Source organism: Nonomuraea jabiensis (assembly GCF_014204795.1).
GTDB lineage: Bacteria > Actinomycetota > Actinomycetes > Streptosporangiales > Streptosporangiaceae > Nonomuraea > Nonomuraea jabiensis.
The window spans coordinates 9,471,320-9,498,239 of sequence record NZ_JACHMB010000001.1 but is presented as its reverse complement, the minus strand read 5'-3'; the positions used below and the strand labels follow the sequence as shown (position 1 = coordinate 9,498,239).

General features: G+C 69.4%; 26 protein-coding genes and 1 pseudogene. 15 read left to right on the top strand and 12 right to left on the bottom strand.

The window, feature by feature from the left end; genetic code table 11:
- Positions 1-169: 169 nt before the first annotated feature.
- Positions 170-382 carry a DUF4158 domain-containing protein gene (locus tag HD596_RS65895; RefSeq protein WP_185075203.1) on the bottom strand — a complete coding sequence of 71 codons (213 nt, stop codon included), beginning with the start codon at positions 380-382 and terminating at the stop codon, positions 170-172.
- A 262-nt stretch (positions 383-644) separates the two neighbouring features.
- Here HD596_RS65895 and HD596_RS43350 point away from each other — a divergent pair, with 262 nt between their 5' ends.
- From HD596_RS43350 to HD596_RS43340, 4 genes and pseudogenes are all read left to right on the top strand, one after another.
- A complete protein-coding gene (locus HD596_RS43350) occupies positions 645-2,243 on the top strand; it encodes a DUF4158 domain-containing protein (RefSeq protein ID WP_185075202.1) in 1,599 nt (532 codons plus the stop codon).
- 8 nt (positions 2,244-2,251) lie between these two features.
- Positions 2,252-2,635: pseudogene (locus HD596_RS65225) on the top strand (Tn3 family transposase); the annotation flags it as partial.
- 65 nt (positions 2,636-2,700) lie between these two features.
- Positions 2,701-4,164 (top strand): tyrosine-type recombinase/integrase, encoded by a 1,464-nt coding sequence (locus HD596_RS66195; protein WP_185075201.1) that lies wholly within the window; start codon positions 2,701-2,703, stop codon positions 4,162-4,164.
- 186 nt (positions 4,165-4,350) lie between these two features.
- Positions 4,351-4,608: an ATP-binding protein gene (locus HD596_RS43340; protein WP_281398313.1), complete on the top strand. Its 258-nt coding sequence runs from the start codon at positions 4,351-4,353 to the stop codon at positions 4,606-4,608.
- Positions 4,609-4,799: 191 nt separating this feature from the next.
- On the opposite strand, the gene HD596_RS43335 is transcribed toward HD596_RS43340, so the two are convergent.
- On the bottom strand, positions 4,800-5,957 hold the full coding sequence (locus HD596_RS43335) for a quinone oxidoreductase family protein (protein ID WP_246555283.1): 1,158 nt from the start codon (positions 5,955-5,957) through the stop codon (positions 4,800-4,802).
- Here HD596_RS43335 and HD596_RS43330 point away from each other — a divergent pair.
- Complete coding sequence (locus tag HD596_RS43330; protein ID WP_313046323.1) at positions 5,947-6,258, top strand: ArsR/SmtB family transcription factor; 312 nt, start codon at positions 5,947-5,949, stop codon at positions 6,256-6,258. The two genes, HD596_RS43335 and HD596_RS43330, sit on opposite strands and share 11 nt — an antisense overlap.
- Positions 6,259-6,775: 517 nt before the next feature.
- Positions 6,776-6,973 (top strand): three-helix bundle dimerization domain-containing protein, encoded by a 198-nt coding sequence (locus HD596_RS43325; protein WP_185075200.1) that lies wholly within the window; start codon positions 6,776-6,778, stop codon positions 6,971-6,973.
- A 15-nt stretch (positions 6,974-6,988) separates the two neighbouring features.
- Here the strand turns inward: HD596_RS43325 and HD596_RS43320 are convergent, their stop codons facing one another.
- From HD596_RS43320 to HD596_RS43305, 4 genes are all read right to left on the bottom strand, one after another.
- Positions 6,989-7,408 carry a serine integrase family protein gene (locus HD596_RS43320; protein ID WP_185075199.1) on the bottom strand — a complete coding sequence of 140 codons (420 nt, stop codon included), beginning with the start codon at positions 7,406-7,408 and terminating at the stop codon, positions 6,989-6,991.
- A gap of 316 nt (positions 7,409-7,724) precedes the next feature.
- The gene (locus HD596_RS43315; protein ID WP_185075198.1) at positions 7,725-8,072 is read right to left on the bottom strand and encodes a DoxX family protein; all 348 of its coding nucleotides are present in this window, start codon (positions 8,070-8,072) and stop codon (positions 7,725-7,727) included.
- A gap of 13 nt (positions 8,073-8,085) precedes the next feature.
- Positions 8,086-8,145 (bottom strand): hypothetical protein, encoded by a 60-nt coding sequence (locus HD596_RS65875; RefSeq protein WP_185079060.1) that lies wholly within the window; start codon positions 8,143-8,145, stop codon positions 8,086-8,088.
- Between the two features lie 112 nt (positions 8,146-8,257).
- On the bottom strand, positions 8,258-9,409 hold the full coding sequence (locus tag HD596_RS43305) for an FAD-dependent monooxygenase (protein WP_185075197.1): 1,152 nt from the start codon (positions 9,407-9,409) through the stop codon (positions 8,258-8,260).
- A gap of 139 nt (positions 9,410-9,548) precedes the next feature.
- On the opposite strand from HD596_RS43305, the gene HD596_RS43300 reads away from it, so the two are divergent.
- Positions 9,549-10,457, top strand: a complete 909-nt coding sequence (locus tag HD596_RS43300; protein WP_185075196.1) for a LysR family transcriptional regulator — start codon at positions 9,549-9,551, stop codon at positions 10,455-10,457.
- A gap of 272 nt (positions 10,458-10,729) precedes the next feature.
- On the opposite strand, the gene HD596_RS43295 is transcribed toward HD596_RS43300, so the two are convergent.
- Together HD596_RS43295 and HD596_RS62735 are read right to left on the bottom strand one after the other, a co-directional pair.
- Complete coding sequence (locus tag HD596_RS43295) at positions 10,730-10,891, bottom strand: hypothetical protein (RefSeq protein WP_185075195.1); 162 nt, start codon at positions 10,889-10,891, stop codon at positions 10,730-10,732.
- A gap of 11 nt (positions 10,892-10,902) precedes the next feature.
- A complete protein-coding gene (locus HD596_RS62735) occupies positions 10,903-11,220 on the bottom strand; it encodes a hypothetical protein (protein ID WP_185075194.1) in 318 nt (105 codons plus the stop codon).
- 66 nt (positions 11,221-11,286) lie between these two features.
- Here HD596_RS62735 and HD596_RS64195 point away from each other — a divergent pair, with 66 nt between their 5' ends.
- Positions 11,287-11,922 (top strand): VOC family protein, encoded by a 636-nt coding sequence (locus tag HD596_RS64195; RefSeq protein ID WP_313046326.1) that lies wholly within the window; start codon positions 11,287-11,289, stop codon positions 11,920-11,922.
- A gap of 613 nt (positions 11,923-12,535) precedes the next feature.
- Here HD596_RS64195 and HD596_RS43280 read toward each other — a convergent pair.
- From HD596_RS43280 to HD596_RS43270, 3 genes are all read right to left on the bottom strand, one after another.
- On the bottom strand, positions 12,536-13,846 hold the full coding sequence (locus HD596_RS43280; protein WP_185075193.1) for an FAD-binding oxidoreductase: 1,311 nt from the start codon (positions 13,844-13,846) through the stop codon (positions 12,536-12,538).
- A gap of 88 nt (positions 13,847-13,934) precedes the next feature.
- Complete coding sequence (locus HD596_RS43275) at positions 13,935-14,345, bottom strand: DUF4267 domain-containing protein (protein WP_185075192.1); 411 nt, start codon at positions 14,343-14,345, stop codon at positions 13,935-13,937.
- A gap of 50 nt (positions 14,346-14,395) precedes the next feature.
- Positions 14,396-15,037: a hemerythrin domain-containing protein gene (locus tag HD596_RS43270; protein ID WP_185075191.1), complete on the bottom strand. Its 642-nt coding sequence runs from the start codon at positions 15,035-15,037 to the stop codon at positions 14,396-14,398.
- Positions 15,038-15,142: 105 nt separating this feature from the next.
- Here HD596_RS43270 and HD596_RS43265 point away from each other — a divergent pair, with 105 nt between their 5' ends.
- From HD596_RS43265 to HD596_RS43245, 6 genes are all read left to right on the top strand, one after another.
- Positions 15,143-18,352: an ATP-binding protein gene (locus HD596_RS43265; RefSeq protein WP_185075190.1), complete on the top strand. Its 3,210-nt coding sequence runs from the start codon at positions 15,143-15,145 to the stop codon at positions 18,350-18,352.
- Positions 18,353-18,460: 108 nt separating this feature from the next.
- Positions 18,461-19,399, top strand: coding sequence for a glycoside hydrolase family 78 protein (locus tag HD596_RS65220; protein ID WP_221519823.1), 939 nt, complete (start codon positions 18,461-18,463; stop codon positions 19,397-19,399).
- Positions 19,396-21,516 carry an alpha-L-rhamnosidase gene (locus tag HD596_RS43260; protein WP_221519822.1) on the top strand — a complete coding sequence of 707 codons (2,121 nt, stop codon included), beginning with the start codon at positions 19,396-19,398 and terminating at the stop codon, positions 21,514-21,516. The genes HD596_RS65220 and HD596_RS43260 overlap by 4 nt, the downstream gene beginning before the upstream one ends.
- A gap of 31 nt (positions 21,517-21,547) precedes the next feature.
- Positions 21,548-22,435, top strand: a complete 888-nt coding sequence (locus HD596_RS43255; protein WP_185075189.1) for an alpha/beta hydrolase family protein — start codon at positions 21,548-21,550, stop codon at positions 22,433-22,435.
- Positions 22,436-23,084: 649 nt separating this feature from the next.
- Positions 23,085-23,876, top strand: a complete 792-nt coding sequence (locus tag HD596_RS43250) for a phosphotransferase family protein (protein ID WP_221519821.1) — start codon at positions 23,085-23,087, stop codon at positions 23,874-23,876.
- Between the two features lie 28 nt (positions 23,877-23,904).
- Positions 23,905-25,233, top strand: a complete 1,329-nt coding sequence (locus HD596_RS43245) for an MATE family efflux transporter (RefSeq protein ID WP_221519820.1) — start codon at positions 23,905-23,907, stop codon at positions 25,231-25,233.
- Between the two features lie 19 nt (positions 25,234-25,252).
- Here HD596_RS43245 and HD596_RS43240 read toward each other — a convergent pair whose 3' ends face one another.
- Complete coding sequence (locus tag HD596_RS43240) at positions 25,253-25,852, bottom strand: TetR/AcrR family transcriptional regulator (RefSeq protein WP_185075187.1); 600 nt, start codon at positions 25,850-25,852, stop codon at positions 25,253-25,255.
- Between the two features lie 258 nt (positions 25,853-26,110).
- On the opposite strand from HD596_RS43240, the gene HD596_RS66190 reads away from it, so the two are divergent.
- Positions 26,111-26,914, top strand: a complete 804-nt coding sequence (locus tag HD596_RS66190) for a citrate/2-methylcitrate synthase (RefSeq protein WP_185075186.1) — start codon at positions 26,111-26,113, stop codon at positions 26,912-26,914.
- The last annotated feature ends 6 nt before the right edge of the window (positions 26,915-26,920 follow it).

Below are 26,920 nucleotides of genomic sequence, written 5' to 3'. Positions count from 1 at the left end.
GTCAGGGCTTTTAGGATGGGCAGGTCCAGGCAGTCGCGCCGGGCATGACGCGGGAGGCCGACTTCTTCCCCTTCGGTACTGGTGACCGGAGGCTGAGTGCAGAAATTGACGCTAAGAACGTGATCTTCGTTTCGGTTCGATGACGCGACAGGTTAGGCCTGGCTGGGGCTTACGTTCCTGGACCATGCCTTTCGGACCCGGGCATATGGACCGGTCCCCACTGCACCGCCCACCCAAGACGGGTCGCAGGACGGCGCTTATCGGCCACCACCTCCAGCGCGCCACGATCCAGCCAGAAGAACCGTTCCAGCTCCGCCGCTGACGGCTCCCCGGGGAAGCGGCCATGCCGGGCGGCTTGCTCGTCAGAGACATGGGTGTTCATGACCGAGAATCCGCTCGCGGTCCAGCGCCAGCCCAATATCCTGATCGGCATCGACGACGGGCGCGTGTCCTCGTACCCGGGAATTGGCCCTCCTGCCTCAACGGGTCACGTCACCGTCACATCCGCAGTCGCCGGGCGCAGCGGTCTCCAGCCACCGCCGTCCAACTTGGGGTACCGGTAAGAAACGTGTCATGAGCCCCAAACGGTGTTGATCTTGCCGTGACTTGCCTGGTCAATGCTGGTTGGTCATGAAACACCCCGGATGCACATCGACGATCTGGTCGAGCACTGGACGATCCTGGACGAAGAGCGCGACCTGATCGCCGGAAAGCGCGATGCCACTCGACTCGGCTTCGCGATCTTGCTGAAGTTCTACACGCAGCACGGCCGGTTCCCGCGCGGCCGTTCAGAGCTGCCGGACGACGTGGTTGAGCACGTGGCCAAGCAGGTCCGAGTTCCTGCCTCGGAGTTCGGCTTCTACGAGTGGTCCGGCTCCACGATCGAGTACCACCGCCATCAGATCCGCACGCACCTGGGCTTTCGCATCTGCACGACGGAGGACGCGACGAAGCTGGCGGTGTGGCTGGCCGAGGAGGTCGCGCACGCCGAGCGACGGCCCGAACGGGTCCGGGAGGAACTGCTCAAGCATCTGCGCGAGGAGCGGATCGAACCGCCGGCGCCTGGGCGGATCTCGCGGATCGTGGCCTCGGCCCTGCACAACGCGGAGGTCGCCTGGTCGGTGCGGATCGCCTCCCGGTTGAGTTCCGAGACCACGCAGCGGATCTACGCGCTCGTCGGCATCGACGATGCCAGCCGCGCGGTGGCCGAGGGGGCCGGTGACCGTCAGGAGCCCACGGGTGAGGCGCCTGCCGAGGATGACGACATCGACTCCGACCTGCTGGCGTTGATCAAGTCCGCGCCGGGCAACGTGAGCCTGGAGTCGATGATGACCGAGATCCGCAAGCTGGCGGCGGCGCGCTCGATCGAACTGCCGTCCGGGTTGTTCGCCGACGTGGCGCCCAAGGTGCTGGCCGCCTGGCGGGCCCGGGCGGCAGTGGAAGCGCCCTCCCACATGCGCACGCATCCGCGCGAGCTGACGGTGCTGCTGCTGGCGGCGCTGGTCCAGGAGCGGGAGCGGGAAATCACCGACGCGCTGGTGGAACTGCTGATCGCCACGGTGCATCGGATCAAGGCGCGGGCCGACAGCAAGGTGACCAAGGAACTGATCAACGCGTTCAAGCGGGTGACCGGCAAGGAGAACATCCTGTTCAAGGTCGCCGACGCCGCGCTCAATCAGCCCGACGATTCTGTCCGCCAGGTCATCTTCCCGGCTGTCAGCGGCGGCGAGCAGACGCTGCGCGATCTGGTGCACGAGTTCAAGATCGAGGGCCCGGCCTACCGCACCACGGTGCAGACCACGCTGCGTGCCTCCTACACCAACCACTACCGGCGCGGCCTGATCGCGCTGCTGGACACGCTGGAGTTCAGGAGCAACAACACCGCCTTCCAGCCGGTGATCGAGGCGCTGGGGCTGATCCGCCGCTACGCCAAGGCGGGCAACACCACCTACTACCCGCGCGGTGAGGTGGTGCCCGAGCACCGCGGCACCGCCGGCGACTGGGAGGACCTGGTGTTCAAGAAGGACAAGCGCGGACGCCGGCGGGTGGTGCGGATGGTGTATGAGATCGTCACCTTCCAGGCGCTGCGCGAGGCCCTGCGGTGCAAGGAGATCTGGGTGGTCAGTGCCCATTCCTTCCGCGACCCGGAGGAGGACTGCCCAAGGATTTCGCTGCCCGCCGCGTGGAGAACTACGCCGAACTGCGCAAGCCGCTGGACCCGGCCGACTTCATCGCCGAGTTGAAGGCCGAGATGCGCGCCGAACTGGAGGCGCTCGACACCGCGCTGCCGAAGCTGGACTGGCTGGCGATCTCCGAGCGCAAGTCCGGCGCGATCAAGTTGACGAAGCTCGGCCCGGCGGATGAGCCGCGGAACCTGCGCCGGATCAAGAACGAGGTGGGCCGCCGCTGGGGCTCGGTCCCGCTGATCGACATGCTCAAGGAGGCGGTGCTGCGCACCGGCTGCCTGAAGGCGGTCACCTCGGTGGCGGGCACCTCCAGCCTCAAGCCCGAGGTCCTGGCCGAGCGGCTGATGCTCGCGATCTTCGGATACGGCACCAACACCGGCATCCGGGCCGTGGCCTCCGGCGGCCACGCCCACAGTGAGGACGATATCCGCTACGTTCGGCGCCGCTATCTGACCCCGCAGGTCGCCACCGACATCGCGATCCCATCGCGAACGCCACCTTCACCGCCCGGGACGTGGCGCTGTGGGGCGAGGGGACGACCACGGTCGCCTCCGACTCCACGCACGTGCGCGCCTACGATCAGAATATTTTCACTGAGTGGCACTCCCGGTACGGCGGCCGCGGCATCCTCATCTACTGGCACATCGAACGCGGGTCCATGGTGGTGCACTCCCAGACCCTGCGCGCCTCGGCCTCGGAGGTGCACGCGATGATCGAGGGCGCGGTGCGGCACGGCACCACCATGAAGGTCGAGGGCAACTACGTCGACTCCCATGGCCAGACCGAGATCGGGTTCGGCGTGACCCGGGTGTTGGGCTTTGACCTGCTGCCGCGCATCAAGCAGATCAAGAAGGTCAAGCTGTACCGGGTCGAGAGCGGCGAAGGCGACCTGTACCCGCGGCTGACGCCGGCGATGACTCCGGTGGGACCTGATCGAGCAGAACTACGACCAGATGATCAAGTACACCACCGCGATCAAGCAGGGCACCGCCTCCACCGAGGCGATCCTGCGCCGGTTCACTGCACGGGCGGCCTCGGGCATGACCGGCTCTCAGCCGTCACCCCGCGCGAGATCATCGCCTGGCGCGACCACCTGACCACCGCCGGCAACCGCGGCCGCGACAACACGCCCGCGCCGATGGCGCCGGCGACCGTCAACAACCACCTCGCGCACCTGTCAGCGCTGTTCACCTGGATCACCGCGCACGCCCCCGAAGGCCTGCTGCGCCACGGCGACCCGACCAAGAAAGTCGCCCCGCTACCACTGCCCGCCCCGCAGCCGCGAGCGCTGGCCGCCGCCCAGGTGCGCACCGTCAAGAACGTCGTGGACCGGATCGAGACCTTCCACGAGCTCAAGGGCCGCCGTCACCGCGGCGCCGCCACGCCCCGGGTGCACGCCCACGCCCTCCCGCTGCGCGACCGGGCCATCATCTACCTGCTGTTCGGCACCGGACTGCGCCGCGCGGAGCTAGTCGGCCTGAACCTGGACCAACTGGAGCCGGCCAACCCCGAGCGGCTGCGCCAGGCCAAGAAGGCGCGCCTCATCGGCGTGCGCGGCAAGGGCCGCACCAGCCGCACCGTGTTCCTGGGCCGCGACGCCCGCCAGGCCCTGGCCGACTACCTCGACCAGGAGCGGCCCGGCGACGCCGCCGCCAGCACCGGCCCGGCCGCGCTACTGCTGTCCGCCGCCTCCATCGCCGCCCGCCAACCCGACGGCCACCTCTCGGCCCGCTCCATCAACACCATCGTCGGCGAGATCGGCCGCCTGCACGACGCCCAGATGCCCGACCCCGACCGCAAGCTCGGCACACTGCGCCCGCACGACGCCCGGCACACCTTCGCCTACGGTCTGTCGCAGGCCTCCGGCCACAACCGCGCCGAACTCGAACGCCGCCTCGGCCACGCCAACGACCGCTACCTGCGCCTCTACACCAACCCACCCGACGACATCGCCGCCGACTACGTCGAAGACCTATGACCGCCAGACCCGGACACCCCAACACGACGAAAGCGTGGCAGGAATAGCGACGCTAACTGTGGCACGTCACAATCAAAACCTCCCGCGCGCCGGCTCACCTGGCAGGCGGGCATGCCGACCAGACCTGGCGCAAACGCCTGGCCGAACTGACCAAACCCGCCCTGCTCATCCTGGACGACTGGGGGCATGCGAGAACTCACCGCCGCCCAAGCCGACGACCTTTATGAACTGGTCTCCGAACGCTCCGGCAAGTCGATGATCCTCACCTCCAATCGGGCCCCGGAGGAGTGGTACAAGCTGTTTCCCACCCCGGTGGTCGGCGAGTCCCTCTTGGACCGGCTGATCAACACCAGCTACCGCATCTTCATGGACGGCCCGAGCTACCGCCCCAACAAACGCCCTGGCCAGACGCCTACGACCAACCGGGCCAAGAGCCGATCCTGAGCTCAGCCTGCCTATCAATATCGGTCGCAGCCATGATCCACCCAGCATGACGGTGGCGGAAGTTGGCGTGCCTGTAGGCGATGGGCCCGTACTTAGGGGGCAGGACAGGGGCAAGATTCATCGGCTCAGCCGCCAGGACGCGCGGCGCGGCGGTGCACTCATGGCCTTGGCGCGCACATCCAGGCGCGCGTTCACGGAGTATCGAACTCAGTGGTCAGTCGTGTTACGTACTTGCCATTGCCGCGACGGTCGGCGAGCAGTTGGTGTACGGCAGGCACGTCGGCGAGTGAGTCGATCTCGGTGACGACGACGTCAAGCCGACCGGCGGCGATCAGGTCGAGAACGCGGCGCAGAGCCGCGGCGACGCGCTCGGGGGCGGAGACGCTCAGGCTGCTGATGCTGAACCCGCCGATCGCGATGTTTCCGCCGATGAGCTTCCCCACGGGAGGGAGCGGAGCGGGCTGCCCGCCGCCGGCGTTGCCGAACAGCACGATCCGCCCGCCGGGCGCCGTGACCGCCAGATCGACGTCGAGCATGCTGGTGCCCAGCGGGTCCAGTACGACGTCGACGCCGCTCCCGCCGGTGGCAGCGCGTACTGCCTCGATCAGGTCATCGCCACGAGCGAACGCCAGGTCGTAGCCGCTCTGCTGGGCTGCGGCGACCTTGTCGGGACGGCCGACGGTGCCAAGGCGCAGTCCCCCGCCCAGCGCGGGCACCAGCTGCGCGATGGCGCTGCCCACGCCGCCGCTGGCCGAATGCACCAGCACACTCTCGCCGGAGCCCAGCCGGGCGGCGTCGGTCAACAGGAGCAACGCGGTCGCGAACATCATCGGGGCGCCTGCGGCGGTCAGCAGCGAGACCTGGTCCGGCACCGGTACGGTGAGGGCCGCCCGCGCAAGCGCGACTTCAGCCAGGCCACCTCCCGGGGTGAACGCGGCCACTCGCTGCCCCACGGTGAGACCGCTGACGCCCGCGCCGAGCTCGCGGATGGTCCCGGTGGCCTCCAGCCCGGGCACGTATGGCCAGGTGCTGGCGTATCCAGGGTCGCCGCGACGTGCCATCACGTCGATGAAGTTCACCCCGGCGTAGGCGACATCGATCGTGACCTCTCCTGGGCCCGGACGGGGTTCGCCGATCTCCTGAACCTGTGTGCGGTCTGATCCTTGTGACGGTGCGGTCATCATCAGAGCGCGCATGCCGTTCTCCTCTTTCGATGTTCGTCGTACAACGAAAGTCGTATCATGGATGTACGATGTTTGTCGAAAGAGAGGTGCGAGAATGCCCCGATCACACGGCCGCCGCGCGACCTTGAACCATCCGGACCCCGAGGAGTTCGACGTGCTGGACATCCTGCATGCCCTCGCCGACCCCACCCGCATGACCATCGTGCGGACACTGCGCGCCGACCTCGCACGAGCCTGTGGCACCTTCCCGGTCGATGTGGCGCCCTCCACCCTCACCCACCACTTCCGGGTGCTCCGCGAGGCCGGCGTCATCCATCAACGGGAGGACGGCAACCGCCGCTGGACCACACTCCGCGTCGAAGATCTCGACGCCCGCTTCCCCAGCCTCCTCGACGCCATCATCAACGCATACGACCATCAGATCACCCCGGCCACCGCCTCAACTGAGCGAGCAGAAATCGCCTAAATCAGCTGCACGGTGCCATCTCATCGTCGGGGAGCGCAGGCGTTTGATCGAATGGCTGAGCAGCGCACGGCGCTCGCTGCACGGCAACGGTTTACCTTCTCATCCCTCCTGATCAAGCCGAGGCAACCGAAGCCCCAAGCGCAGTGCCGAACATGAGACATGCCGTCACAACGGCAGACATTGGGCATCGGCTCCGCGCGGGTCAGCGTCTTCAGGTGGCTCAATTCTGTGAGCGTTGCCTGGCTCAATTAGACGATCGCTGACACGTGAATGTCCTGCTCGGCGGCATGGTGCAGGATGTGCAGCCGCACCGACCCACGCTGGAACTCCCTCATCCTCACCCACCATCCCGAGTCGGCACACCCTCCAGCATATGACGAAACCGATATCGGATGCCGAGGCCGAGCCTGCCCCCGGCCTTCCGGGAAGGATCGTGCTCATCCGGCGTTTTAGCGGCGTTGACCGCAGGATCTTATCGTCAATGGATATCGGAAACCGATATCGATGGAGGACATCAATGGCCGCCGACAACGACGCGCTGCCGGCACCGATCGTCGCCAACCTGGCCGCGCGTTACCCGGCGCAGGAGCGCGCCGCCATTGAGGCCTATGCGCGGCAGGCCTGTCAGGAGTTATCCGCCGGCGCCAACGTCGGCACGGACACCTATCTCCCCGTCCCCATCGAACGCGCGGTACGGGACCGGCTGGCACACTGACCCGGGGCCTCGCCGTCACCCGCAAACCAGCCGGCCAGGACCAATTCTCACTGTGCCGCCCACAGCAGCATCACCGTCAGCGAGCACCCGGTAGACGCTCGCCACCGAGGGATGCTTGCCCTTGTTCTTTCCAGCCGGGATGACCAGCTTGCGGGCGATATCGGGCACCGCCACGCCCCGGGCGCGCAGCGACCTGCGCGTGGCGATCATGTCGTCGTCGAACACCTTGGGCCGGCCGCCGCGGCGGCCGCGCTCGCGTGCCGAGGCCGGGCCTTCGAGGGACTTCTCCCGGATGTACTCCCGCTCGGACTCGGCCATCCCCGCGAAGAAGGCGAACAATGCCGCCCCGTGCCTTGAGGGGTTGTAGGTGCCCTGCAGCGGGCCGCTCAGCAGTTCCAGCTCGATGTCCGCCGCCCACGCCGCCGCAAACCCCACGCATCCGGATCAATACTGGCCGTTCGCGATCACGCACGTCCGACGATCAACGAAAGACCCCTCAACGGCCCGGCAGTGGCACCGCTGACCTGGGCGAACTCAAACGGGTGTACCTGGTTGCACGAGTCTTACCGACACCCCCTGTCGCACGGACTGGTCGGTGAAGCCCTGCTCTGCCCAAGTGGAGAACCAGGGAGAGCCGGAGGGGCGCATCATCGCCGCCGCCCATGCCGCGTTCCACTGTTCAGGACCGGGATCGGCGGAAGGAGTCAGGGGTGATCTCATGGGAACCTCGGTAGAGCAGATGCGATCGGGGTCATGCCGCCGTGCCCAGTGCCATGGTGACGACCACGGGCGCCAGATACAGCAGCGGGAAGACGACGGTCTTGTACGAGCGGGCCCGCAGCACCGTGATGACCGCGCCGACGAAGTACAGGACCAAGCCGATCCCGGCGGCGACACCGATCGCGGGAACCGCCAGACCGACCAGCAGGCCGATCGCTCCGGCGGCCTTGGCCGTGCCCAGCCAGGGCCACCACGACTGCGGCACCCCGTACTCGATCAGCGGCTTGGCCACGAAATCGGCCCTGCGCAGCAGCGAGAAGCCGGAGAAGCCGACCCAGGCGGCGGTGAGGACGGTGACGATGACATGCGCGGTGGACATGGGAGATCTCCTGTCATTCATGGGTGGGGAAGTTGGCGCGGAACACCTGATGCGGGTCACGCGCTGTCTTGATCTCGCGTAGCCGGGTGAGCGTCTACGCGGGTAAGGCTTGGGCCGCCTTCTCCCGGGATCAGGAAGGTGTAGCCTCGGCAGCCGGATGCCGCCCTTTGCGGGAATGCGCGCACTTACCTTGCGGACAAGTTAGGCGCATAGTCCTTCAGTCTGACGATCTGCGCGTGGGCCACCTCGGGCGCGTTGGCGGCGATCATGCTGAGCGTCTTCTGCGCGGACGTGGCCATGAAGAAGTGCTTCGCCCCCTCGCGGCCTGCCTGCTGGTGTTCGGTGACGTAGCCGCGCATGTGCCGCTCGTAGCCTTCGAAGGCCGCGGTGTGGTCACCTCCGGCGGCGGCCAGCTCGCCGGCGAGGATGTAGGCGCCGATGAGCGCTTGGGAGGTGTCCCGGCCCGAGGTCGGCGCCGAGCAGTAGCCCGCGTCTCCTAGCAGCGCCACCCGACCCGACGACCAGCGGTCCATCTCGATCTGCGCGTTCGCCTCGAAGCAGAAGTCGTTCGCCTTGCGCATCTCCTCCAGCAGCCGGGGTACCTGCCAGCCTTCTCCGGTGAACCGCCCGGCCACGATGCGCTTGTGCTGCTCGGTGTCGTGGCGATCGTAGATGAGCGGCTCGGAGGCGAAGTGAAGCGCGGCCCTGGCCCTGGTGCCGTCGCGCGCGCTGAAGATGTTGACCGCCTTGCCCGGCACGCCGTACAGCTGGCCGATGTTCTCCAGTCCCAGGTAGTTGTCCAGGCTGAAGATCGCGGTGTAGATACCGAGGTGCCGTACGAACCGCTCTTCGGGGCCGAAAACCAGTTCCCGGGTGCGGGAGTGCAGCCCGTCGGCGCCCACCACCAGGTCGAACCGGCGCGGCTCGCCGCGCTCGAAGGTCACCTGCACGTCGGACTCGTCCTGCTCCAGGATGGCGATGGAGTCGCCGAAGATGTACTCGACGTCGTGGCGGGTGGCCTCGTGCAGCACCCAGGTCAGATCGCCCTTGCTGATCTCCAGGTCACTCGCGACGATCACGGCCGGGAAGGTGGCGTACTGATTGCCGTCGCGGTCCCCCATCGCCGCGTCGCCCATGTGCGTGTTCAGCGCGCGCACCTGCTCCAGCAGGCCCATGCGGTCGAGCACGTCCAACGCCTCACCACGAAAGTCGACCCCGTACGCGCCGCCACGGACGCGCGGCGCCCGCTCCACCAGGGTGGGTGTGAATCCATGGTGGAGCAGCCAGGACGCCAGAGCGGACCCGGCGACGCCGACACCGGAAAAGAGGATGTTCATCAGCCGCTCCCGTTGAAAGTCATCGCGGCCACCCCTGACCTCGATTCCGCGGTTCTTAGGATCGAGTACGGTGAACAGCCACAACAACGACGAATCCCGCAAGACGCATTAATTGCTGAGTTAACAAGGCAGGCCGGAAGTGGAGCTACGCGACATCGAGATCTTCCTGGCACTGGCCGAGGAACTGCACTTCGGCAGAACCGCTGAGCGACTGTGCGTCTCTCCCTCCCGGATCACCCAGGCGATCAAGAAGCAGGAACGGCAGATCGGCGCCCTACTGTTCGAACGGACCAACCGCGCGGTGCGGCTCACTCCGATCGGTGAACAGCTCCATCGCGATTTGAGTGCCGGATATCGCCAGATCAGGAGGGGAATCGAGACCGCGGCCGACGCCGCCCGCGGCACCTCCGGCGTGCTGACCCTGGGCACCATCGGCCCGCATTCCCTGGCCATCAGCCACGTTCTCGACCTCTTCCGGACCCGCCATCCCAGCGCCCGGCTCCAACATCGCGAGATCCAGCCCCCCTCCCCGCTGGAGCTACTCCGCTCTGGTGATGTCGACGTGGCGGTGCTGTGGCTACCGGTCTGCGAATCAGACCTGACCGTCGGCCCGGTACTACATACCTCCCAAGTACTGCTGATGGTCGCCGACACCCATCCCTACGCCGAACGAGACTCGATCTGCTTGGAAGACCTCGGTGACTGCGCGGTGGTCCAGGGGGGATCGATCCCTCCCTACATGGAGGAGACCTTCAACCCCTACCGCACCCCCGCCGGTCGCCCCATCCGCCGTGGCCCCAAGGTCTCCACCTGGCAGGAGTGTCTCACCGTAGTCTCCTCCGGTCAGGTCGTCGCAGGTGTCACCGATGAGACCGCCGACTTCTATTCATGGCCCGGCCTCGCCTTCCTGCCCATCCGCGACGCCCGGCTCTGCGAGTGGGCATTGGTCTGGCGCACCGCCGACGAAACTCCACTCATCCGAGCCCTCGCCAATACCGCCGATGCCGTGGCCAACACCCGCGACGCCCCCACGTACCGTGACTTCTGAGCCGACCACCACGCTCAGGCCGTATGCGCGGATCGTGGCCCCCTGGCGGCTGGGGACACGTCGGGAGCGGAGGGCCATCACTGAGAAATCCAGATGAAGAATCGACAGATCCTCATGGCCCGTCGCTCGGGTCCGCGCGACCAGCCCCAAAGTAGCTCCCTGTAATCACCACTACGGTAAGTCACGTTAAGGAACCCGGCAGGCTCCGTCTTTCGTGACTGACCGTCCTGATGTCGGTGGGCCCACGGGGGCCTTGGCTTAGCTGATGAGATTCACGGTGCGGCGGAGGTGGCGGCGGCGGCGGCTTCCCGGTCCGCGAGGACCTTGCGCCAGTCCGCGGTCTCGTCCTCGTCCATGTCGACCCAGTTCTGTTCGCCGAACTCCCGGACGAACTCGCCGACGTGCACGGTGGTCTCGGCCAGCTTGTTCAGCACGGCCCCGACGCTCATCCCGCCGGTGGGGTGGTGCGGAACCGGTAGAGCAGCAGCGGGGGTCGGCGGCCGCGGTGGCCTGCCGCTCGATCTCGTCGTTGATGTTGGTCAGGCTCGCGCCACCCGCTGTCGATCAGTTCCACGGCCGGAACAAGCCCGGCGTTGACCGTCGACTCCAGGTAGTTGCGGGCGTTGGGCAGGGAGTCCTCGCGTTCCTTGTCGGTCAGCTCGTCCCACGTGGGCAGAAACGTGCAGCCGTGGGCGAGCTGCTGGCGGGCCTTGGCCAGGGCCAGGACGCGCGGGTCGTCGAGCGGGATCTGCGGCAGTGGCATGGCGTGCTCCTCAGGGAGTCGGGGGCTGGTCAGTGGGGTGGCCCTCGGCAGCGGCTGCGAGGGTTTGTGGACGACGCCGACGGAGACCTTCACCCCGGCGGCGATGGTGCGGATGGATTCCCCGCGCTGGCGGCGGTCGAGGATCGCGGCGCGTTTGTCGTCGTCGACGAATCTGAGGAGATCATCGAGATCCGGCCTGAGCCGGACCGGATGCCGGGGCTGCTCTTCGTGCCTGTCGCCGAGGGTAAGACATCTAAGAACCGGCTCCACCCCGACTTCCGCCCCGACGACCAGGAGGCCGAGGTCGCCTGGCTGCTCTCCCTCGGTGCCCGGCGCGTCGACACCGTGCAGGACGAGCAGCACTGGGTGACCCTCCTCGACCCGGAGGGCAACGAGTTCTGCTTCCTGGGCGAGCGGAAGTCTGAGCGGAGGCCGACAGTTATTCGAGGCCCCGAGTCGTACGGCGGAGCTCGAGCCTGCTCGACGTTGCAGCAGGTCAGAGCGCTCAAGATCCACCCATGGCCGGAATTCCCGTTATCTCGGCTCGACCCGGGGAGGGCGGGCCGTCGTAACGGCCGTACTTCGCCGCTTCTGAGTCGCTCAGGAAGCCGACAGGCATGCACGCAACGTATGACCCAACAGAAACAGCGTCATCAGAGCAATACAACCGTTACCAATCGCGACTACCGTCACACGACGTAGATCAAAGTCGCGCTGTGAGATCGAACGGAACCCGGCGTTAACCACGTCCGGAAGACCGCAACACAGGAGGTTCGCTGACCTGGGAGAACCCCGTTAACGCCGGATACCGTTCCAAATCTCTCTGACCGCCGTTTCCCCAAGGACGGCAAGGGCTCGGCGGCGTCGATCCGGGTCGCGGCGTCGACCACCAGCCGGACGTTCCCGCCCAGAACCCCACCGAAGCCCTCGACCGCGTCATCGGAGCCGGGCACGAGCTGGTGCAGGCGGATCCGCCACCTCGACGTTCCCGTTCATCATGTCTCCCCCGTGTTGTGGACTCGGCATTGAGACACCAGCCACGCAGCCGGTGTAGCGGCCTGCGGATGAGACATGGAGCACAGCGGAGCCCAGCCCGCTGCGGCCCGCCGCCTCCCAGCAGCGCGCCCCGCTCCGCCGAGGCGGCCGAGGCCTGGAGCTGGTCGAGCGTACGGTCCAGGGCGACGGACAGGCGGCCGACCTCGGTGCGGGTGCTCAGCGGCGGTTCGCCGGACCGGCTCTGATGGCATCTGTCGCTCGGGCACGGTGCGGCCCCGCCGCCCCGGTGGGCGGAGGGGCCAAGGCCGCTGGAACCGATCTATCCGAGTACCGGGTAGTTCGCGCGGAACACGTTGTGCGGGTCACGGGCTCGCTTGATCTCCCGCAGCCGCGCGAGCGTGCTGCCGGAGAAGGACTTCGCTGCCGTGTCGCCGGGGGACAGCACGGTGTACGGCTTACGGCCGCTGATGTAGGCCTCCAGGTCGGCCACGACCTCGGCCTGCTTGGCGCGCGTCGCATCGGCCACGTGTGGCAGGCCGAGACCCAGCAGGCCGAGCAGGTACGGCTCAGCCACCGCGCCGCTCGCGCCGGCCCCGGCGCCCGGCTCGGCGAGCGCACCGCCCAGGTGCCTGATCTGGACGTTGATGAGTGGTTCGAGCGGCTTGGCCAGCAGGAGGTCAACCGCGTCCGCGTCCAGGCCGGTGAGCAGCTCCGCACGAGCGATGGATGGGGCCGGATCGGTGGGCTCGGCGGTGATGCCACCCAGGTCGGCAACCGGGACGACGCCGCGGCTGTCGGAGATCGCGCCCTCGATCTTGTCGATGCGCGCCAGCAGGTCCTCCCCCTGAGCCGCCTCGCCCAGGTAGGCCAGATCCAGCGTCACCATCGGCGGCGCGCCGGGGGGTTGGAGCCGGTTGATCCAGACGCTGAGTTCGCGCGGCGCCTCGGCGGTGATCTCCAGGAACGCGTCGTACACCTCCTTGGTCCGGTGCTCCGGCCAGATCACGCGCCCGCCGTACAGGGCTGGCGCGGGATACAGCTCGAGTTCGAGGGCGGTCACCACCGCGAAGTCCCCGCCGCCGCCGCGCAGCGCCCAGAACAGCTCGGGATCGGACTCGGCGGTCACCCGGCCCGGCTCGCCATCGGCGTCCACGATGTCGACAGCCCGCACGCTGTCTGAGGCGAAGCCGTACTTGCGGCTGAACCAGCCGACCCCGCCGCCCAGGGTGTAGCCGGTCACGCTGACCCCCGGCGCGCTGCCGGACAGGCCGGTCAGACCCAGCGGACCGGCCGCCGCCAGCACCTGCCCCCACTTCACGCCCGCGCCCACCCGGACCACGCGCTCCTGCGCGCGTACCTCCACCTCGTTCAGCAGGCCGGTACGCAGCAGGATCAGGCCTTCCACATCACCCGAGGCGCCATGCCCGCTCGGCTGCGCGGTCACCGTCATACCCGCCCGCCGCGCGTAACGCACGAGCGCCGCCACGTCCTCGGCATCCGCGGCCTCCGCCACGGCCGCCACCGGCTGCCTGACGGTCAGGTTCCACGCGGTGGCCGCCTGTTCGAAGCCGTCGTCATCGGGCAGGAGCACGCGCCCCTTCAGGACACCGCGCAAATCGTGGATAGTCATCGTCGTCTCCCTTTTTCGAGTTCTCACAAATGCCGTGCTGTTCTGGTCCAGCTCGACCGGCTGGTGAATGGCGGGACGCTGGTGACCGTCAGGCGGGCTGCGGAGCGGCCGGGGCCTTGCGGGTCTCGCGCAGCATCAGCAGGCCGTTGACCACCATCAGCGTCGCGGTCAGGCCGTGGACGCCGAGAGCGGTGGCCACGGAGCCGTGGTGGGCCAGCACGGTGGTCATGTCGCCGTACGCGGCGAGGGCCCCCACCAGCAGTGCCCAGCCCAGCGCCCGGCGGTGGCCCGTCACCAGCAGGACGCCCAGGACCAGGGCCAGGACGACGTCGCGGATCCCCTTGATGATCAGGAAGCCGCCGCCGTCGCCGGACGGCCAGCTCGGCAGGCCGAAGGTTGGCGCCGTCGTCTCCGGGCTCAGGATGAACTCCGTCCCGAACCAGAGGATGAAGAGGACGAAGGCGGCGGCCAGGACGGTGTTGATCTTCTTCAGCGACATTGTTCTTCTCCTTGCGAGTCTTCGTGAGCTTGGGGGTCGTGTGGGTCCGGTCAGGCGGCGCGGACGCGGCCGATGTGGCGGGCGTAGCGGGGACGGCCGATGATGTGCCAGATGCCGCGTACCGGAGCGGGGAGGGCGGACAGGAGCATGGCGCGCTCGGCCGGGTTTGCATCCTCCAGGACGAGGCCGAAGAGGGTGAGCAGGGTGAACTTGGGCGTGTTGGCCACCAGGTGCTCGCCCAGGGAGGCCCATTCCTTCTCGGTGATGTGCTCGGCCGCGAGCGGAAGGAGGGTGGCCTCCTCGTCGTCGAGGTGCTCGAGGAGCACGGCCCGGTGGTCGGCCAGGGCGGCCACGAGCGTGTCGCGCTCGTCCGCCCCGGCGGCGGCCTCCCACGCGGGGACCGCCGCGTCCAGCCTGGTCAGCGTGGCCGCGACGCGCTCGTGCTGGGCCTCCATGCGCAGCACGATGTCGGCCTCCAGATCGACCCGGGACAGCAGCGGCGGCCACAGCAGCTCGTCCTCGCCCTCGTGGTGGTTCTTCAGCCCCAGCCGATAGTCGCGGAAGTGGTCGGCGATCACCTTGGCGCGAGCGGTGTCACCTGGGGCGACCGCCGCGACGAGCTCCATCAGCAGCCGCGACTCGCGACGGAAGGCGCGGTGGACGATCTCCATGTCCTGGGTGTTGACGCTCATTTCGTTCCTGCCCTTCATCGGTTCGACGTGTTAAGCCTGCCGACGGCGTTTGGAAGGCACTTGGAACCGATTTGGAACACCCGCGCGCGTATGATGTTCCACGTCATGGTCTTGATCCGGGTTTTGGGCTCTTTCGGCGCCGAGGTCAATGGCGAGTCCGTCCCCCTGGGTGGGCCGCGGCAGCGCGGCGTCCTGGCTCTCCTGGTCGCGGCGCGCGGGCAGGTCGTGTCGGTCGACCGGATGATCGAGGACCTCTGGCGTGGCGAGCCGCCATCCCGTGCGCTGGCCTCCCTGCAGGCGTACGTCTCCAACCTGCGCCGGCTGCTGGAGCCCGGCCGCCCGCCCCGAACCCCGGCCCGCCTCCTGGTGAGCGCCTCCCCCGGCTACGCGCTGCGGCTGCCGCCGGAGTCGGTGGACGCGTGGCGTTTCGAGCACCTGCTCGACGAGGCCCGCACGCTCACCGAGCCTCAGGCCGCCCGCGCCCGGCTGGCCGAGGCACTGGGCCTGTGGCAGGGACCCGCGTTCGCCGAGGTCGCCGACGAGCCGTGGGCCGTCGCCGAGACCGCCCGCCTGAACGAGCTGCGTCTGGTCGCCCGCGAGCTCCACGTCGCGGCGGGCCTGCGGACGGGCGACCCCGCCTCGGTGGTCCCCGAGGCCGAGCGCCTCACCCGCGACGAACCCCTGCGCGAAGAGGGCTGGCGCCTTCACGCCCTGGCGCTGTGGAGCAGCGCCCGCCAGGCCGACGCCCTGGCGACGCTCCGCCGCGCCCGCGCCACCTTCGCCGACGAACTCGGTCTCGACCCCGGCCCCGACCTGGTCGCCCTGGAAGAGGCGATCCTCGCCCAGCGCATCGACATCCTCCGCACGGCCGTCCCCCCACCCCCGGCCACCAAACCCCCGCACGCCAAGCCCTCGCGACGTGCTGCCTCTTTCGTGGGGCGGGAGGGCGAGCTTGCCGCGCTGGTCTCGGCCGCCGGGCAGGCCGCCGCCGATGGGGCGCGCGTCGCTCTTGTCACCGGGGAAGCGGGGCTGGGCAAGTCGACCCTCTTGGAGCACCTCGGCGCGCGGTTGGAGCGCGACGGCTGGCTCGTCGCCGCCGGGCGGTGCCCGGAGGTCGACGGCGCGCCGCCCGCGTGGGCGTGGGTCGAGGCGCTGCGGGCCGTCGCCGCGACCGTTCCTCCGGGGGAGTTCGCGGAAGACCTGGCGCCGCTGCTCTCCGACTCCATGCCGGTGGACGGCGACGCCGCCGCCGGACGGTTCCGGCTGCGCCGGGCCGTGTGGGGCTGGCTCGCGGCGGCCGCCACAGAACGGCCGGTCGCCGTCATGCTGGACGACCTGCACTGGGCGGACACGACCACGCTGGGGCTGCTCGGCGGCGGCGTCGGCGTGCGGGCCCCGATCCTGGTCGTCGCGGCGTACCGCCCGGACGAGAGCGAGCACCTCACCGAGACGCTGGGTGCGCTCGCCCGCACCGCACCGCTCCGGATCGCGCTGCCCGGGCTCGACGGCGCGGCGGTGGCCGAGCTCGTACGGGCCGAAAGCGAGGCCGACGACGCGACGGTGGCGGGGATCGCCGAGCGCACCGGCGGCAACCCGTTCTACGTGCGGGAGAGCGCGCGGCTGCTGAACGGCGAGGGTGCGCTGGTCGCGCTCTCCGAGGTCCCCGAGGGCGTACGGGACGTGCTGCGGCGCCGGCTGGCAAGGCTCCCCGCGAGCAGCGTGTCCGTCCTGCGGCTGGCGGCGGTGGCCGGCCGGGAGAGTTCGGTGGACGTGCTCGTGCAGGCCGCCGACTCCGACGCGGACGGCGTGCTGGACGCGCTGGACGCGGGCGTCATCGCCGGGTTGCTCGACGAGCCGGGGCCGGGGCGCGTCCGGTTCGTTCACGCGCTGGTCAGGGACACGCTGGTCGCCGACGTCAGCCGGTTGCGGGCCGCGAGGATGCACGCCCGGATCGCCGCCGCCCTGGAGGGCACCGGCGACGTCGCGGCGCTCGCCCATCACTATGCGCGAGCGGGATCGCCGAAGGCCGTCGGCTATTGCGTACGGGCCGCCGAGCTGGCCGAGGCGCGCTACGCCCACGACGTGGCGGCCGCCCTCCTCACCGACGCGGTCGCCAACTCCAGCGAACCGGACGAGCGCGTCGACCTGCTCGGCAGGCTGCTCCGGGCCCAGATCAGGGCCGGGGCCGTCGCCGCGGCCAGGGACACGCGCCAGCAGGCCGTGGAGTACGCCGAGTCGATCGGCCGCGACGACCTGATGATCGCCGCGTTCACCGCCTGGACCGAGCCCACCCCCTGGCAGGCTCGCACGTACGGCACGGTCGACCGTCCCGTCGTCGACCGCCTCAGCCGCCTGCTCAAGCGGACCGATCTCGCCCCCGACGTACGGTCCCGCCTCCTCATCGCGTACGCCAACGAGCTGGTGGGCGAGGACGACCCGACGGTCATGGCGGCGGCGCGGGAAGCCCTCGACCTCGCCACCGATCCCCGCCTCCGGGCCGCGGCGCTGCTGGTCCTCGCCGGCGACCCCGGGCGGGAGGAGTACTCCCGCGAGCTGGTGAAGATCGGCGTCGAGCACGACCTGCCCGTCTACCGCGTGACCGGGCTGCTCAGCCAGGCCCTGAACGCCGCCGCGGCCAACGACCCGGCGACGATGCGCCGCGTGACTGGGGAGGCGCTCGACCTCGCCCGCGCCTACCGGATGCCGGAGGCGATCGGCGCCATCGAGATCGCGCTGGCGTCCCTGGTGCTCATCGAGGGCCGGTTCGCCGAAGCCGAGCGCCTCTACGTCCAGGCCGCCGAACGCATGGAACGCGCCGGATCGGTGCACGTCGGCTTCGCCCGCCTCGCGCTGGCGGCGATCTGGGTGAACGACGGCACGCTCGGCGACCACGTGGACGACGTGCGCGCTCTCCACGAGGCGCTCGGCCCGATGGTCGCCGACCTGCTGGCGCTCGCCCTCCACGCCGCCGGTCGCAGCGACGAGGCACGCCGGGTCCGCACGTCACCGAGCCCGATCCGGCCCGACTTCTTCTTCACCTTTCTGACCACCCTGCGCGCCATGGCCGCCATCGCACTGAACGACACCGCCGCCGCTGAGGAGTGCTACGCGGCCCTGCTCCCCCATCGCGACGGTCCTCCGGCCGGCGCCACCAGCCTGTCGCTGGCCGTGCGCCCGGTCGCCCACACGCTCGGCGAGCTGGCGCTGCTGCTCGGCCGCGACGACGAGGCCGCCGCCCACTTCGCCCGGGCCGCCGCCATCGCCGACCGCTGGAACGCCCCCCACTGGTCCGCCCCAGCCCGCGCCCACCTCTGACCAGCCCGGACGGGGACAAAACGTTTCATGCCCTCGCCGACACAAGCAGCACAACGCCACGCGCCCCTCACCTCTGAGAGAACTCCGTCACCACCAGGGGAGTGACTTGTGTCCTCATTACGTCGCCGGATACGCGTCCTGGCAGGGCTGGGAGTGACGTTCACCCTCGTCCTCGCACAGCCCCTCAACCCCCCACCGGCGGCCGCCGGCAGGCAACCCCACGTCGAGGTCGTCGACCTGCGCGTGGACGGCCGGCACGATCAGCCCCTCGGCATCGACAGCGCCGCCCCCTTGCCGGCGTGGCGGATGACCCCCACCCGGCGGTCCGCCGACCACCCGTGCCGTCGGCCCGGCTCCCGGGTCGCCTGCCCGGCCGACGCGCAGACCGCGTACCAGATCCAGGTGGCCGCGAGCGAGAGCGACCTCAGGCGCGGGCGGCTGCTGTGGGACTCCGGCAAGGTGGGCTCGGCCACCCAGTCCGGCGTCCGCTACGGCGGACAGCCGCTGACATCGCGGCAGCAGGTCAGCTGGCACGTGCGCGTCTGGGACGCGAACGAGCAGCCCTCCGCCTGGAGCAGGCCGTCGTCCTGGGAGATGGGCCTGCTCCAGCAGAGTGACTGGGGCGCGGCGCGCTGGATCGAGTACCCCGGCCGCGCCGAGAGCCAGCCCATGCCGATCTTCGCCCGCGCGTTCGACCTCGACCGCCGCAGGCGCGTGGCGAGCGCCCGCCTCTACCTGTCCGGCGTCGGGCTGCACCTGCCGACCCTCAACGGCCGTACGCTCAGCGACGAGGTGCTCGCCCCCGGCAACGCCAACTACCAGCTCTCCAGCGAGTACCGCACCTATGACGTCACCCGCGCCCTGCGCGCCGCGCCACCACCGTCACGCCGAACAGCGTCACCGGCTACCACGTCGGCGGCACCATCAACATCGACACCGGCGACGGCGGCGACAACCTCGAATCCCGCACGATCACCGCGATCAGCAGCACCGGCATCACCTTCACCCCCGCGCTGGACAAGCCGCACCCGGCGGGCGCGACGGTGACCGGCTCAGGCAACAACATCGCCGCGAGCGACGCCAGCGCCGGCGCCGCGGTGACGCCCCGCCTGATCGCCCGCCTGGAGATCACCTACGCCGACGGCTCGCCGGACGTCATCGTCTCCGACCGGAGCTGGCGCACCGCCCTGGGCCCTCTGGTCACCGACGCCTGGTACTCCGGCTCCGACCACGACGCCCGCCGCGAGCAGCCCGGCTGGGACTTCCCCGGCGCCGACCTCTCCCCCACCGCCAAGCGCCTCGACGGCACCCTCATGGCCTGGACGGCCGCCGGCATCGCACCACCGCCGAACCTCGCCACCAAGCTCGTCGCCCGCGCGGCCGAACCGGTCAAAGCCGTCGAGACCTTCCCCGCGGTCTCCCTGACCAACCCGGCGCCGGGCGTCTGGGTGTTCGACCTGGGCCAGAACATCACCGGCTGGCCCCAGCTCAACCTCAAGGGCCGCCTGCCCGCCGGGATCGCCATCCGCATGTCCCCCGCCGAGTCCCTGGCCCCCGACGGCACCGTGGACCAGGCCTCCCTGATGGGCGGCGGCGGCAACCGGGGCCGCGACCTGTTCAACACCAACACCACCGCCGGACTGCCCGGCGGCGAGAGCTGGCACCCCGACTTCAACTACTTCGGCATGCAGTGGGTCCAGGTCACCGGCCTGCCCGAGGGCTACACCCCCGGCAAGGACCTCATCAAGGGCATCCGGCTCCAGGCCGACACGCCCGTCGCGGGCCAGGTGACCACCTCCAACGCCCGGATCAACCGCATCCACACGATGGCCCGCTACTCCTTCGCCTCCAACCTCATGTCGGTCTTCACCGACTGCCCGGGGCGGGAAAAGCTGTCCTACCCGGCCGACTACACGATGCCGATGGGCGCCATCCACCGTAACCACGACCTGGGCGCGTACCTGAAGACCACCATGCGCCACCTCGCCGAAGGCCAGTCCATGGCCGACACCCCGATGCGCGGCAACGTGGCGTTGAAGACGCCCGTCTACGACTGGGGGTTCAGCGGGCGGTTCGGCGACGAGATCAACTGGGGCGACGCCATCATCCTCGTCCCGGCGATGCTGTACGAGCTGTACGGCGACACCGAGACCATGGCCCGCTACTACGAGCAGATGGTCCTGTTCGCCGACTACATCCAGCGCCAGAAGGTCGGCACTGGAGCGGACGCGCACATCGTGGACGCCGCCCTGGCCGACTGGGTGGCCGCCGACGAGACCTCGGGCCGGATCACCGGCACGTGGGGCTACTACGTCATGATCACCAAGCTGGCGAAGATGGCCGAGCTCACCGGCCACGCCGACGACGCCGCCCGTTACCGGACGCTGGCCGCCGACATCAAGAACGCCTTCAACGCCCACTTCTACAACCAGCAGCTCCGCCGCTACACCACCGGCGGCGACGCCGGGACCGCCGGCGCCACCCAGACGGCCCAGGCGCTGGCCCTCGACGCCGGCCTCGTCCCGGACGGTGAACGGCAGGCCGTCCTCGACGCCCTCGTCGAGCTCGTCCGCGCCTACCACCCGAACGGCGAAGGGCCGCACTTCAGCGGCGGCACCATCGGCATGGGCCCGATCGTCCGCGCCCTGGCCGCCGGCGGCCAGGGCGACGTCCTGCGGGAGGTCCTGCAGCAGGACGACCAGCCCGGCTACGGCTACTTCATGCAGTCCACCAGCGCCAACCCGGGCGGCATGACCACGATCGGGGAGCGCTGGGACCGGGGAGCGTCCAAGAACCACATGATCCTCGCCCAGATCGAGGAGTGGTTCCACACCGGCCTGGCCGGCATCCGCGAGGCCGCCGGCTCGACCGCCTACCGCGACCTCCTCATCCAGCCCAAGCCGGTCGGGGACCTCACCTACGTCAGAGGCAGCTACACCACGCCGCAGGGTGTGGTGCGGTCCGAGTGGAGCCGCGGGCAGCGAACGTTCAAGTTGACGGTCGAGATCCCGCCGAACACCACGGCCGAGGTCTGGGTACCGGCGAAGGAGCGGCGCCTGGTCGCAGCACCGCACCGGGCCGCGTTCCAGCGTATGGACGGCACCTACGCCGTCTACAGCGTCCCCTCCGGTTCGTTCACCTTCACTGCGGCAACGCCCGGCTGACCCCATACACCGGTCCATCGAGGAGGAGAACATGCCACAACTGGAGAGCAAGCCGCGCGCGTGGTTACCCCGTAAGGTCCTCGCCGGGACTGCGATCGTCCTCAGCATCCTCGCCCCAACGGCGACGACACGCGCCGCGTCCGCCGCGGAGAACCCGTACCAGCGAGGCCCCGATCCGACGGCCGCCAGCGTTGCGGCCCCCACCGGCCCCTTCGCGACAGCGTCAGTCGGGGTGCCGCGCGGCAACGGCTTCGGCGGCGGGACCATCTACTACCCGACAGCTACCGACCAGGGCACCTTCGGAGCGATAGCCATCTCGCCCGGCCTCAATGGCACCTGGGCGGGCATCGCCTGGCTGGGACCGCGGTTGGCCTCTCAGGGTTTCGTCGTCTTCGGCATCGAGACCAACAACCTCAACGACAGTCCCACCAGCCATGGCACGCAGCTCCTGGCAGCGCTGGACTACCTGACCCAGCGCAGCACCGTACGCGGGCGGGTCGACGCGACCCGGCTGGCGGTAGCCGGACACTCCATGGGCGGGGGCGGGGCTCTCGACGCCGCCCTGCGGCGTCCTTCACTCCAGGCAGCCATCGGGAACGCGCCCCATCTGCCTTCGGGGAGCCTCTCCAGTGACCGGGTGCCGACTCTCATCTACGCGATGCAGAACGACACCTTGGTGCCGCCGTCGCGCCTGACCACCCTGTACAACACCATCCCGGCGACGACGGAGAAGGCGTACATCGAGGTCGCAGGCGCCGGCCACAACTACATCGGCCAGCCGAGCACCACCCTCGCGCGCACCATGATCCCCTGGATGAAGATATTCATCGACGATGACGCCCGCTACAGCCCATTCCTCTGCCCGCTGACCAACCGGGACGGCATCTCGCAGTATCGCGACAGCTGCCCCCTGATCTAGACCGCACGACCGCGTTGGCGGCGTACTCGGGTACGTCGCCGCCGCGGTGCAGGTCCCGGCCTCCGACCTGGCGTTGCACGAGTGGGACGGGCGGACCGACCTCCGCGCCTTTGCCGCTGCTGGACATGCTCACCGAGACCGGGCTGCGCACCGGCTCTCGGGATCGAAGCGTTTGTGGGAGCGCCCGGCCGGGATCAGCTTCCGGCCGGTTCGCGGGAAGGTGAGTTTGCGCGTCCGAGATTGATCATGGCCCGGTACAGGGCGGTGTGCGCGGGCGGGGCAGGGGGCGGGGCGCGGGCCGGGGCCTGGTAGGACTGGATCATCAGGGCGAGAGTGCGGCGCCAGGCGTCGGGGGCGGCGTCGCCGGTGGCGGTGATGACGCCGGGGCTGCGGCGACCCTCCAGGGCCTTGGCCGGCGGGGAAGGTCATGGTCAGCACGTGCTGCTGTCCGTCGCCTTGGACGGCACCGTCACCATCGTCTGCGCCCGCAGGGCTGTATCGACGAATCCCGTCACCTCTGCCGGTTTCTTGTAGGATCCCTCGGCAGGTAATAGAGCTGAGGCACGGCGATGACGGGGAGGTCCGATGGAGAGCATCACGAAGAACCGGCAGCCGCCAAAGACGCTTCAGGCGATGATCGAGCGAGCCTATGGGATCGCCCGGGGGCCCGACGGCCGAGGAGATCACGCACGGCTGGTGCAACGTGGTGTATCGAATTCGGCTTCGTGACGGGCAGCAGGTGGTGCTGAAAATCGCCCCTCCTGGCGATGTGGCCGTGCTGACCCGTGAGCGGAACATGATGCGCAACGAGCTCGCCGCGATGGCGCTGGTCCGGGACCGCGCCGGGGTTCCGGTGCCGCGGGTCGATCACGCGGATCTGTCGCGGGAGCTGATCGATGCGGACTACTTCTTCATGGGGTACGTCGACGCCGACAACTTCGGCCTCGCGGCGGCGGACGGTCGCCTGACGGCCGACGTCATCGCTGCGGGCGGGCGGCAACTCGGCGCGCTCAACCGGGAACTGAACTCCATCGTGGGACCGCACTTCGGGCCGCTGGAAGGCCCGGGATCGGCAACATGGCGAGAAGCGTTCACCAAGATGATCGAGGACACGCTCGCCGACGGCGCCCGCGTCCAGGTCGACATCGGCTGGGACTACGACGACATCCGCGCCGTGCTCGCCAAGAACGCGAGCGCGCTCGAGGCCGGCCTCACCGGGATCGACCTGCCGGTCTTCGGCGATCCCACCGACTTCATGCAGGGATACGGGCTTGGTGAATTATCCGAGGCGCAACGAGTGCGCCGCCGGCTGTACTCGCTGTACCTGGCCGTCATCATGATCTTCGAGACGAAGTACCGCGGCCACACCGACACGACGACCTACGACCTCGGCCGCGAGCAGCTTGACCTGCTGATGGCGCAGTTCGGCCGTACCCGGTGAGACGCTGATGGACCGGCGCGGACCGGCAGTGCGCGATCACACGCAATCGCTGGGCAGCCGCCCGATCGGGCGGCTGCTGTGGTGGACCTGCTCGCAGACGACGCTCTCGGTGGGTGTTTACGGGATCTACGCACTCACCAACGCCTGGTTCGTCGCCCGGGGCGTCGGCGAGGCAGCCCTGGCGGCGGTCAACCTCGTCGCACCGGTCATCTTGATGCTGGGGGCGGTCTCGACGACCGTCGGCGTCGGCGGCGCGTCCGTGGTCTCGCGCATGCTCGGTGCCGGTCGGCCCGATCAGGCCGCGCGCGCGGCGGGAAACGCGTTCGTGGTGTTCTGGCTCGTGGCGTTGTCCGTCACCGTGGCCGGTCTTCTCGCGCTCGATCCGCTGCTGGCCCTGCTGGGTGGATCCGGTCCGACGATCGCGTACGCGCGGCCCTACGCGGCAGTGATCATCGGCGGGGCGATCTTCTCGACCGGGTTCTCGGCTCTGGTACGCGCGGAAGGGCGGCTGCGGTTCTCGACGATGCTGTGGGTCGTACCCGTGCTGGTGCAGATCGCCCTCGATCCGCTGCTGATCTTCGTCTGCGGCCTCGGTGTCGCCGGCGCGGCTCTCGGCACGGTCGGCGGCCAGGCCGTGTCGGCCGGTATGGCGGTCTGGTTCTTCTTCGTCCAGCGCGGTCGTCCGTACCGGATCGGACTGGCTGACCTGCGCCCGCACCCGGCGACGATCGGGGCCGTGCTCGCGGTGGGCGCCCCCTCCTTCCTCGCCGGCTTCGGCGCCACGTTGCTGGCGGCCCTGATCAACACGACTCTGGCCGCCACCGGCGCGGTCGCTCTGGCCGCGTACGCGGTGTGCGCGCGGCTGCAGACCTTCGTGTTCACCCCGCAGATCGGCATCACCCAGGGCATCCAGCCGATCGTCGGCTACAACGCCGGCCGCCGGCTGGCCGGCCGCGTCAACCGGACCCTCACGCTGGCCATGCGCGCCACCGTCATCTACGGGGCGACCACCGCCGCGCTCGTCGCGCTGCTCGCGCGGCCGCTCGTGGGACTGTTCATCAGCGATCCGGAGACCGCGGCCGTCACGGTGGATGCGCTGCGTATCATCGCGGTCGGATTCGTCTTCGCCGGTGTCCCGCCGCTGGTCTCCGCCTATTTTCAGTCTCTCGGCAGAGCCACGCCGTCGTACCTGATCTCGATCGGCACGCTCGTGATCATCAAGGCGCCGCTGGTCCTGGCGCTCGGGACGCGCGGGCCCACAGGGATCTGGATCAGCCTGCCGATCGGTGAAGCGCTCTCGGTCGTCGCCGCCGGCCTTCTTTGGAGGTTCTCCCGGCCCAAGACGCTGACGGCGTGAGCCGCCGCGCAGCCAGTCGTCAGGGCACCTCGACCAGGAGCATCTCGCTGAGCCGTTGCCGGAAGCGGGCACCCATGTCCACGCTGGTCGGGTCGAGGAGCCACTGCACCTGCAGGCCGTCGATCAACGCGATGAGATCCGATTCGGCACCCGCGATGCTCGTCCCGGGCCGCACGAGTCCTCGGGCGTGGAGTTCCTCAAGCGCGTCGCGGATATCCCGGCGGATGTGCGTGTACCGGTCGACGAAGTACGTGTGCGCGGGATGCGCCGGATCAGCGGCCTCGACCGACAGCACAGCGTACAGGCTCACGAGCTCCGGCACTGTCGCGTTGTGTTCCACCAGCCGGGCGAGCCTGGAGAAATAGTCCAAGCCATCCGCCGTCGCGTCGAATCCGGTGAAGAACAACTCGCCGTTGACCCGATCCCGTTCTTCGAGCACGGCGGCCAGGAGCGCTTCCTTTGTCGGAAAGTGATGCGCCAGGCCCATCCGCGACACCCCGCAGTCCGCGGCGATCTGCACCATGCTCGCGTTGCGGTATCCGACCGAGGCGAACTTGGCGGACGCGGCCTCGACGATCTCAGCACGTCGCCGTCGCCCCTTCGGATAGCCCGCGCTCATCGATCGACCCCCTTGGCTGCACGTTGGCACCATCGAAGATACCCGCCGGACACCGGCCCTCAGCGGCTCAAGGACACCCGAGCCGCCTGGTCGACGACGGTGTCCCGGTCGCTGACGCTGCCCGCACCCGCAAAATCGGCCGCTCCACCGCGTACGCGGCACTGGCGGGGACGCTGATCGGCAGCCATCCTGTCTGCCGGTTCCTCAACCCCGTACGCGGCCCGTTTCTCCCGGGGTCTGGAGGCCGGGATCGAGGCGATGGTGTTCTGCTACCTGGCCGAGGAACTGCGCACCGGCGACGTGGCCGTGCTCGGCACGGACGAGTACGCCGACTGGAACGCGCACCTGCTGCCCTGGGAAGAGTGCCAGCCGAAGCCGGCCGCCTTCTGCGAAAAGGTCGGCCTGCTCGACACCCCCGCCGACCTCAAGGACGCCCACCTGAGCGCGGCCGCACACCTGGACGCCGGCTACCTCGACAACGCCGACCTGATCGTCGACGAGGGCGGTGTGCCCACCCTCAAACGCCGCCGCGGCAAGGGCAGCGATGCCGAGGCCGAACGGCTGGCGGCCGAGATCGAGCGGCGCATGCCCGAACGCTCGCTGCTGTCCATCGTCGCGCGCACCGCCCACTGGCTCACCTGGTATCGCCGCTTCGGCCCGGCTTCCGGGCTCCGGCCCCAAGATCAAGGACAAGCTGGGGCGGTACTCGCCGGCGGTGTTCACCGGCAGCATCAACATCGGCCCCTACGAGGCGGCCAAGCACATCGCCGGCGTCACCGCCCGCGAGCTGTACATGGTCCGCAACCGGCACATCACCCTGAAAAAGCTGAACGCCACGATCGCCGACGTGGTCAACGCCTCGCCGAGCTGGACATCATCCGGGCCACGGTGGAGCTGGTGATCGAGCGGCGCCGGCTGCACCCCAACGTCGAGTTCGCGCTGGGGGCGCTCTGCTTCGCCCATGACCTCGCCAACGGCGCGGGTGAAGCGGTCTTCGTGATCGCCCGCAGCGCCGGGTGGATCGCGCACGCGCTGGAGGGGTACGACCACGGCCCGGCCTGACCCCTC

Bases quoted from the DNA above. Each gene is read 5' to 3' on its own strand.
- HD596_RS65895 (WP_185075203.1), bottom strand. From the start codon at position 382: ATGAACACCCATGTCTCTGACGAGCAAGCCGCCCGGCATGGCCGCTTC.
- HD596_RS43350 (WP_185075202.1), top strand. From the start codon at position 645: ATGCACATCGACGATCTGGTCGAGCACTGGACGATCCTGGACGAAGAG.
- HD596_RS43340 (WP_281398313.1), top strand. From the start codon at position 4,351: ATGCGAGAACTCACCGCCGCCCAAGCCGACGACCTTTATGAACTGGTC.
- HD596_RS43335 (WP_246555283.1), bottom strand. From the start codon at position 5,957: ATGTCCAGCACGTCGAACTCCTCGGGGTCCGGATGGTTCAAGGTCGCG.
- HD596_RS43325 (WP_185075200.1), top strand. From the start codon at position 6,776: ATGGCCGCCGACAACGACGCGCTGCCGGCACCGATCGTCGCCAACCTG.
- HD596_RS43315 (WP_185075198.1), bottom strand. From the start codon at position 8,072: ATGTCCACCGCGCATGTCATCGTCACCGTCCTCACCGCCGCCTGGGTC.
- HD596_RS43305 (WP_185075197.1), bottom strand. From the start codon at position 9,409: ATGAACATCCTCTTTTCCGGTGTCGGCGTCGCCGGGTCCGCTCTGGCG.
- HD596_RS62735 (WP_185075194.1), bottom strand. From the start codon at position 11,220: ATGCCACTGCCGCAGATCCCGCTCGACGACCCGCGCGTCCTGGCCCTG.
- HD596_RS43280 (WP_185075193.1), bottom strand. From the start codon at position 13,846: ATGACTATCCACGATTTGCGCGGTGTCCTGAAGGGGCGCGTGCTCCTG.
- HD596_RS43275 (WP_185075192.1), bottom strand. From the start codon at position 14,345: ATGTCGCTGAAGAAGATCAACACCGTCCTGGCCGCCGCCTTCGTCCTC.
- HD596_RS43270 (WP_185075191.1), bottom strand. From the start codon at position 15,037: ATGAGCGTCAACACCCAGGACATGGAGATCGTCCACCGCGCCTTCCGT.
- HD596_RS43265 (WP_185075190.1), top strand. From the start codon at position 15,143: ATGGTCTTGATCCGGGTTTTGGGCTCTTTCGGCGCCGAGGTCAATGGC.
- HD596_RS43255 (WP_185075189.1), top strand. From the start codon at position 21,548: ATGCCACAACTGGAGAGCAAGCCGCGCGCGTGGTTACCCCGTAAGGTC.
- HD596_RS43250 (WP_221519821.1), top strand. From the start codon at position 23,085: ATGGGATCGCCCGGGGGCCCGACGGCCGAGGAGATCACGCACGGCTGG.
- HD596_RS43240 (WP_185075187.1), bottom strand. From the start codon at position 25,852: ATGAGCGCGGGCTATCCGAAGGGGCGACGGCGACGTGCTGAGATCGTC.
- HD596_RS66190 (WP_185075186.1), top strand. From the start codon at position 26,111: ATGGTGTTCTGCTACCTGGCCGAGGAACTGCGCACCGGCGACGTGGCC.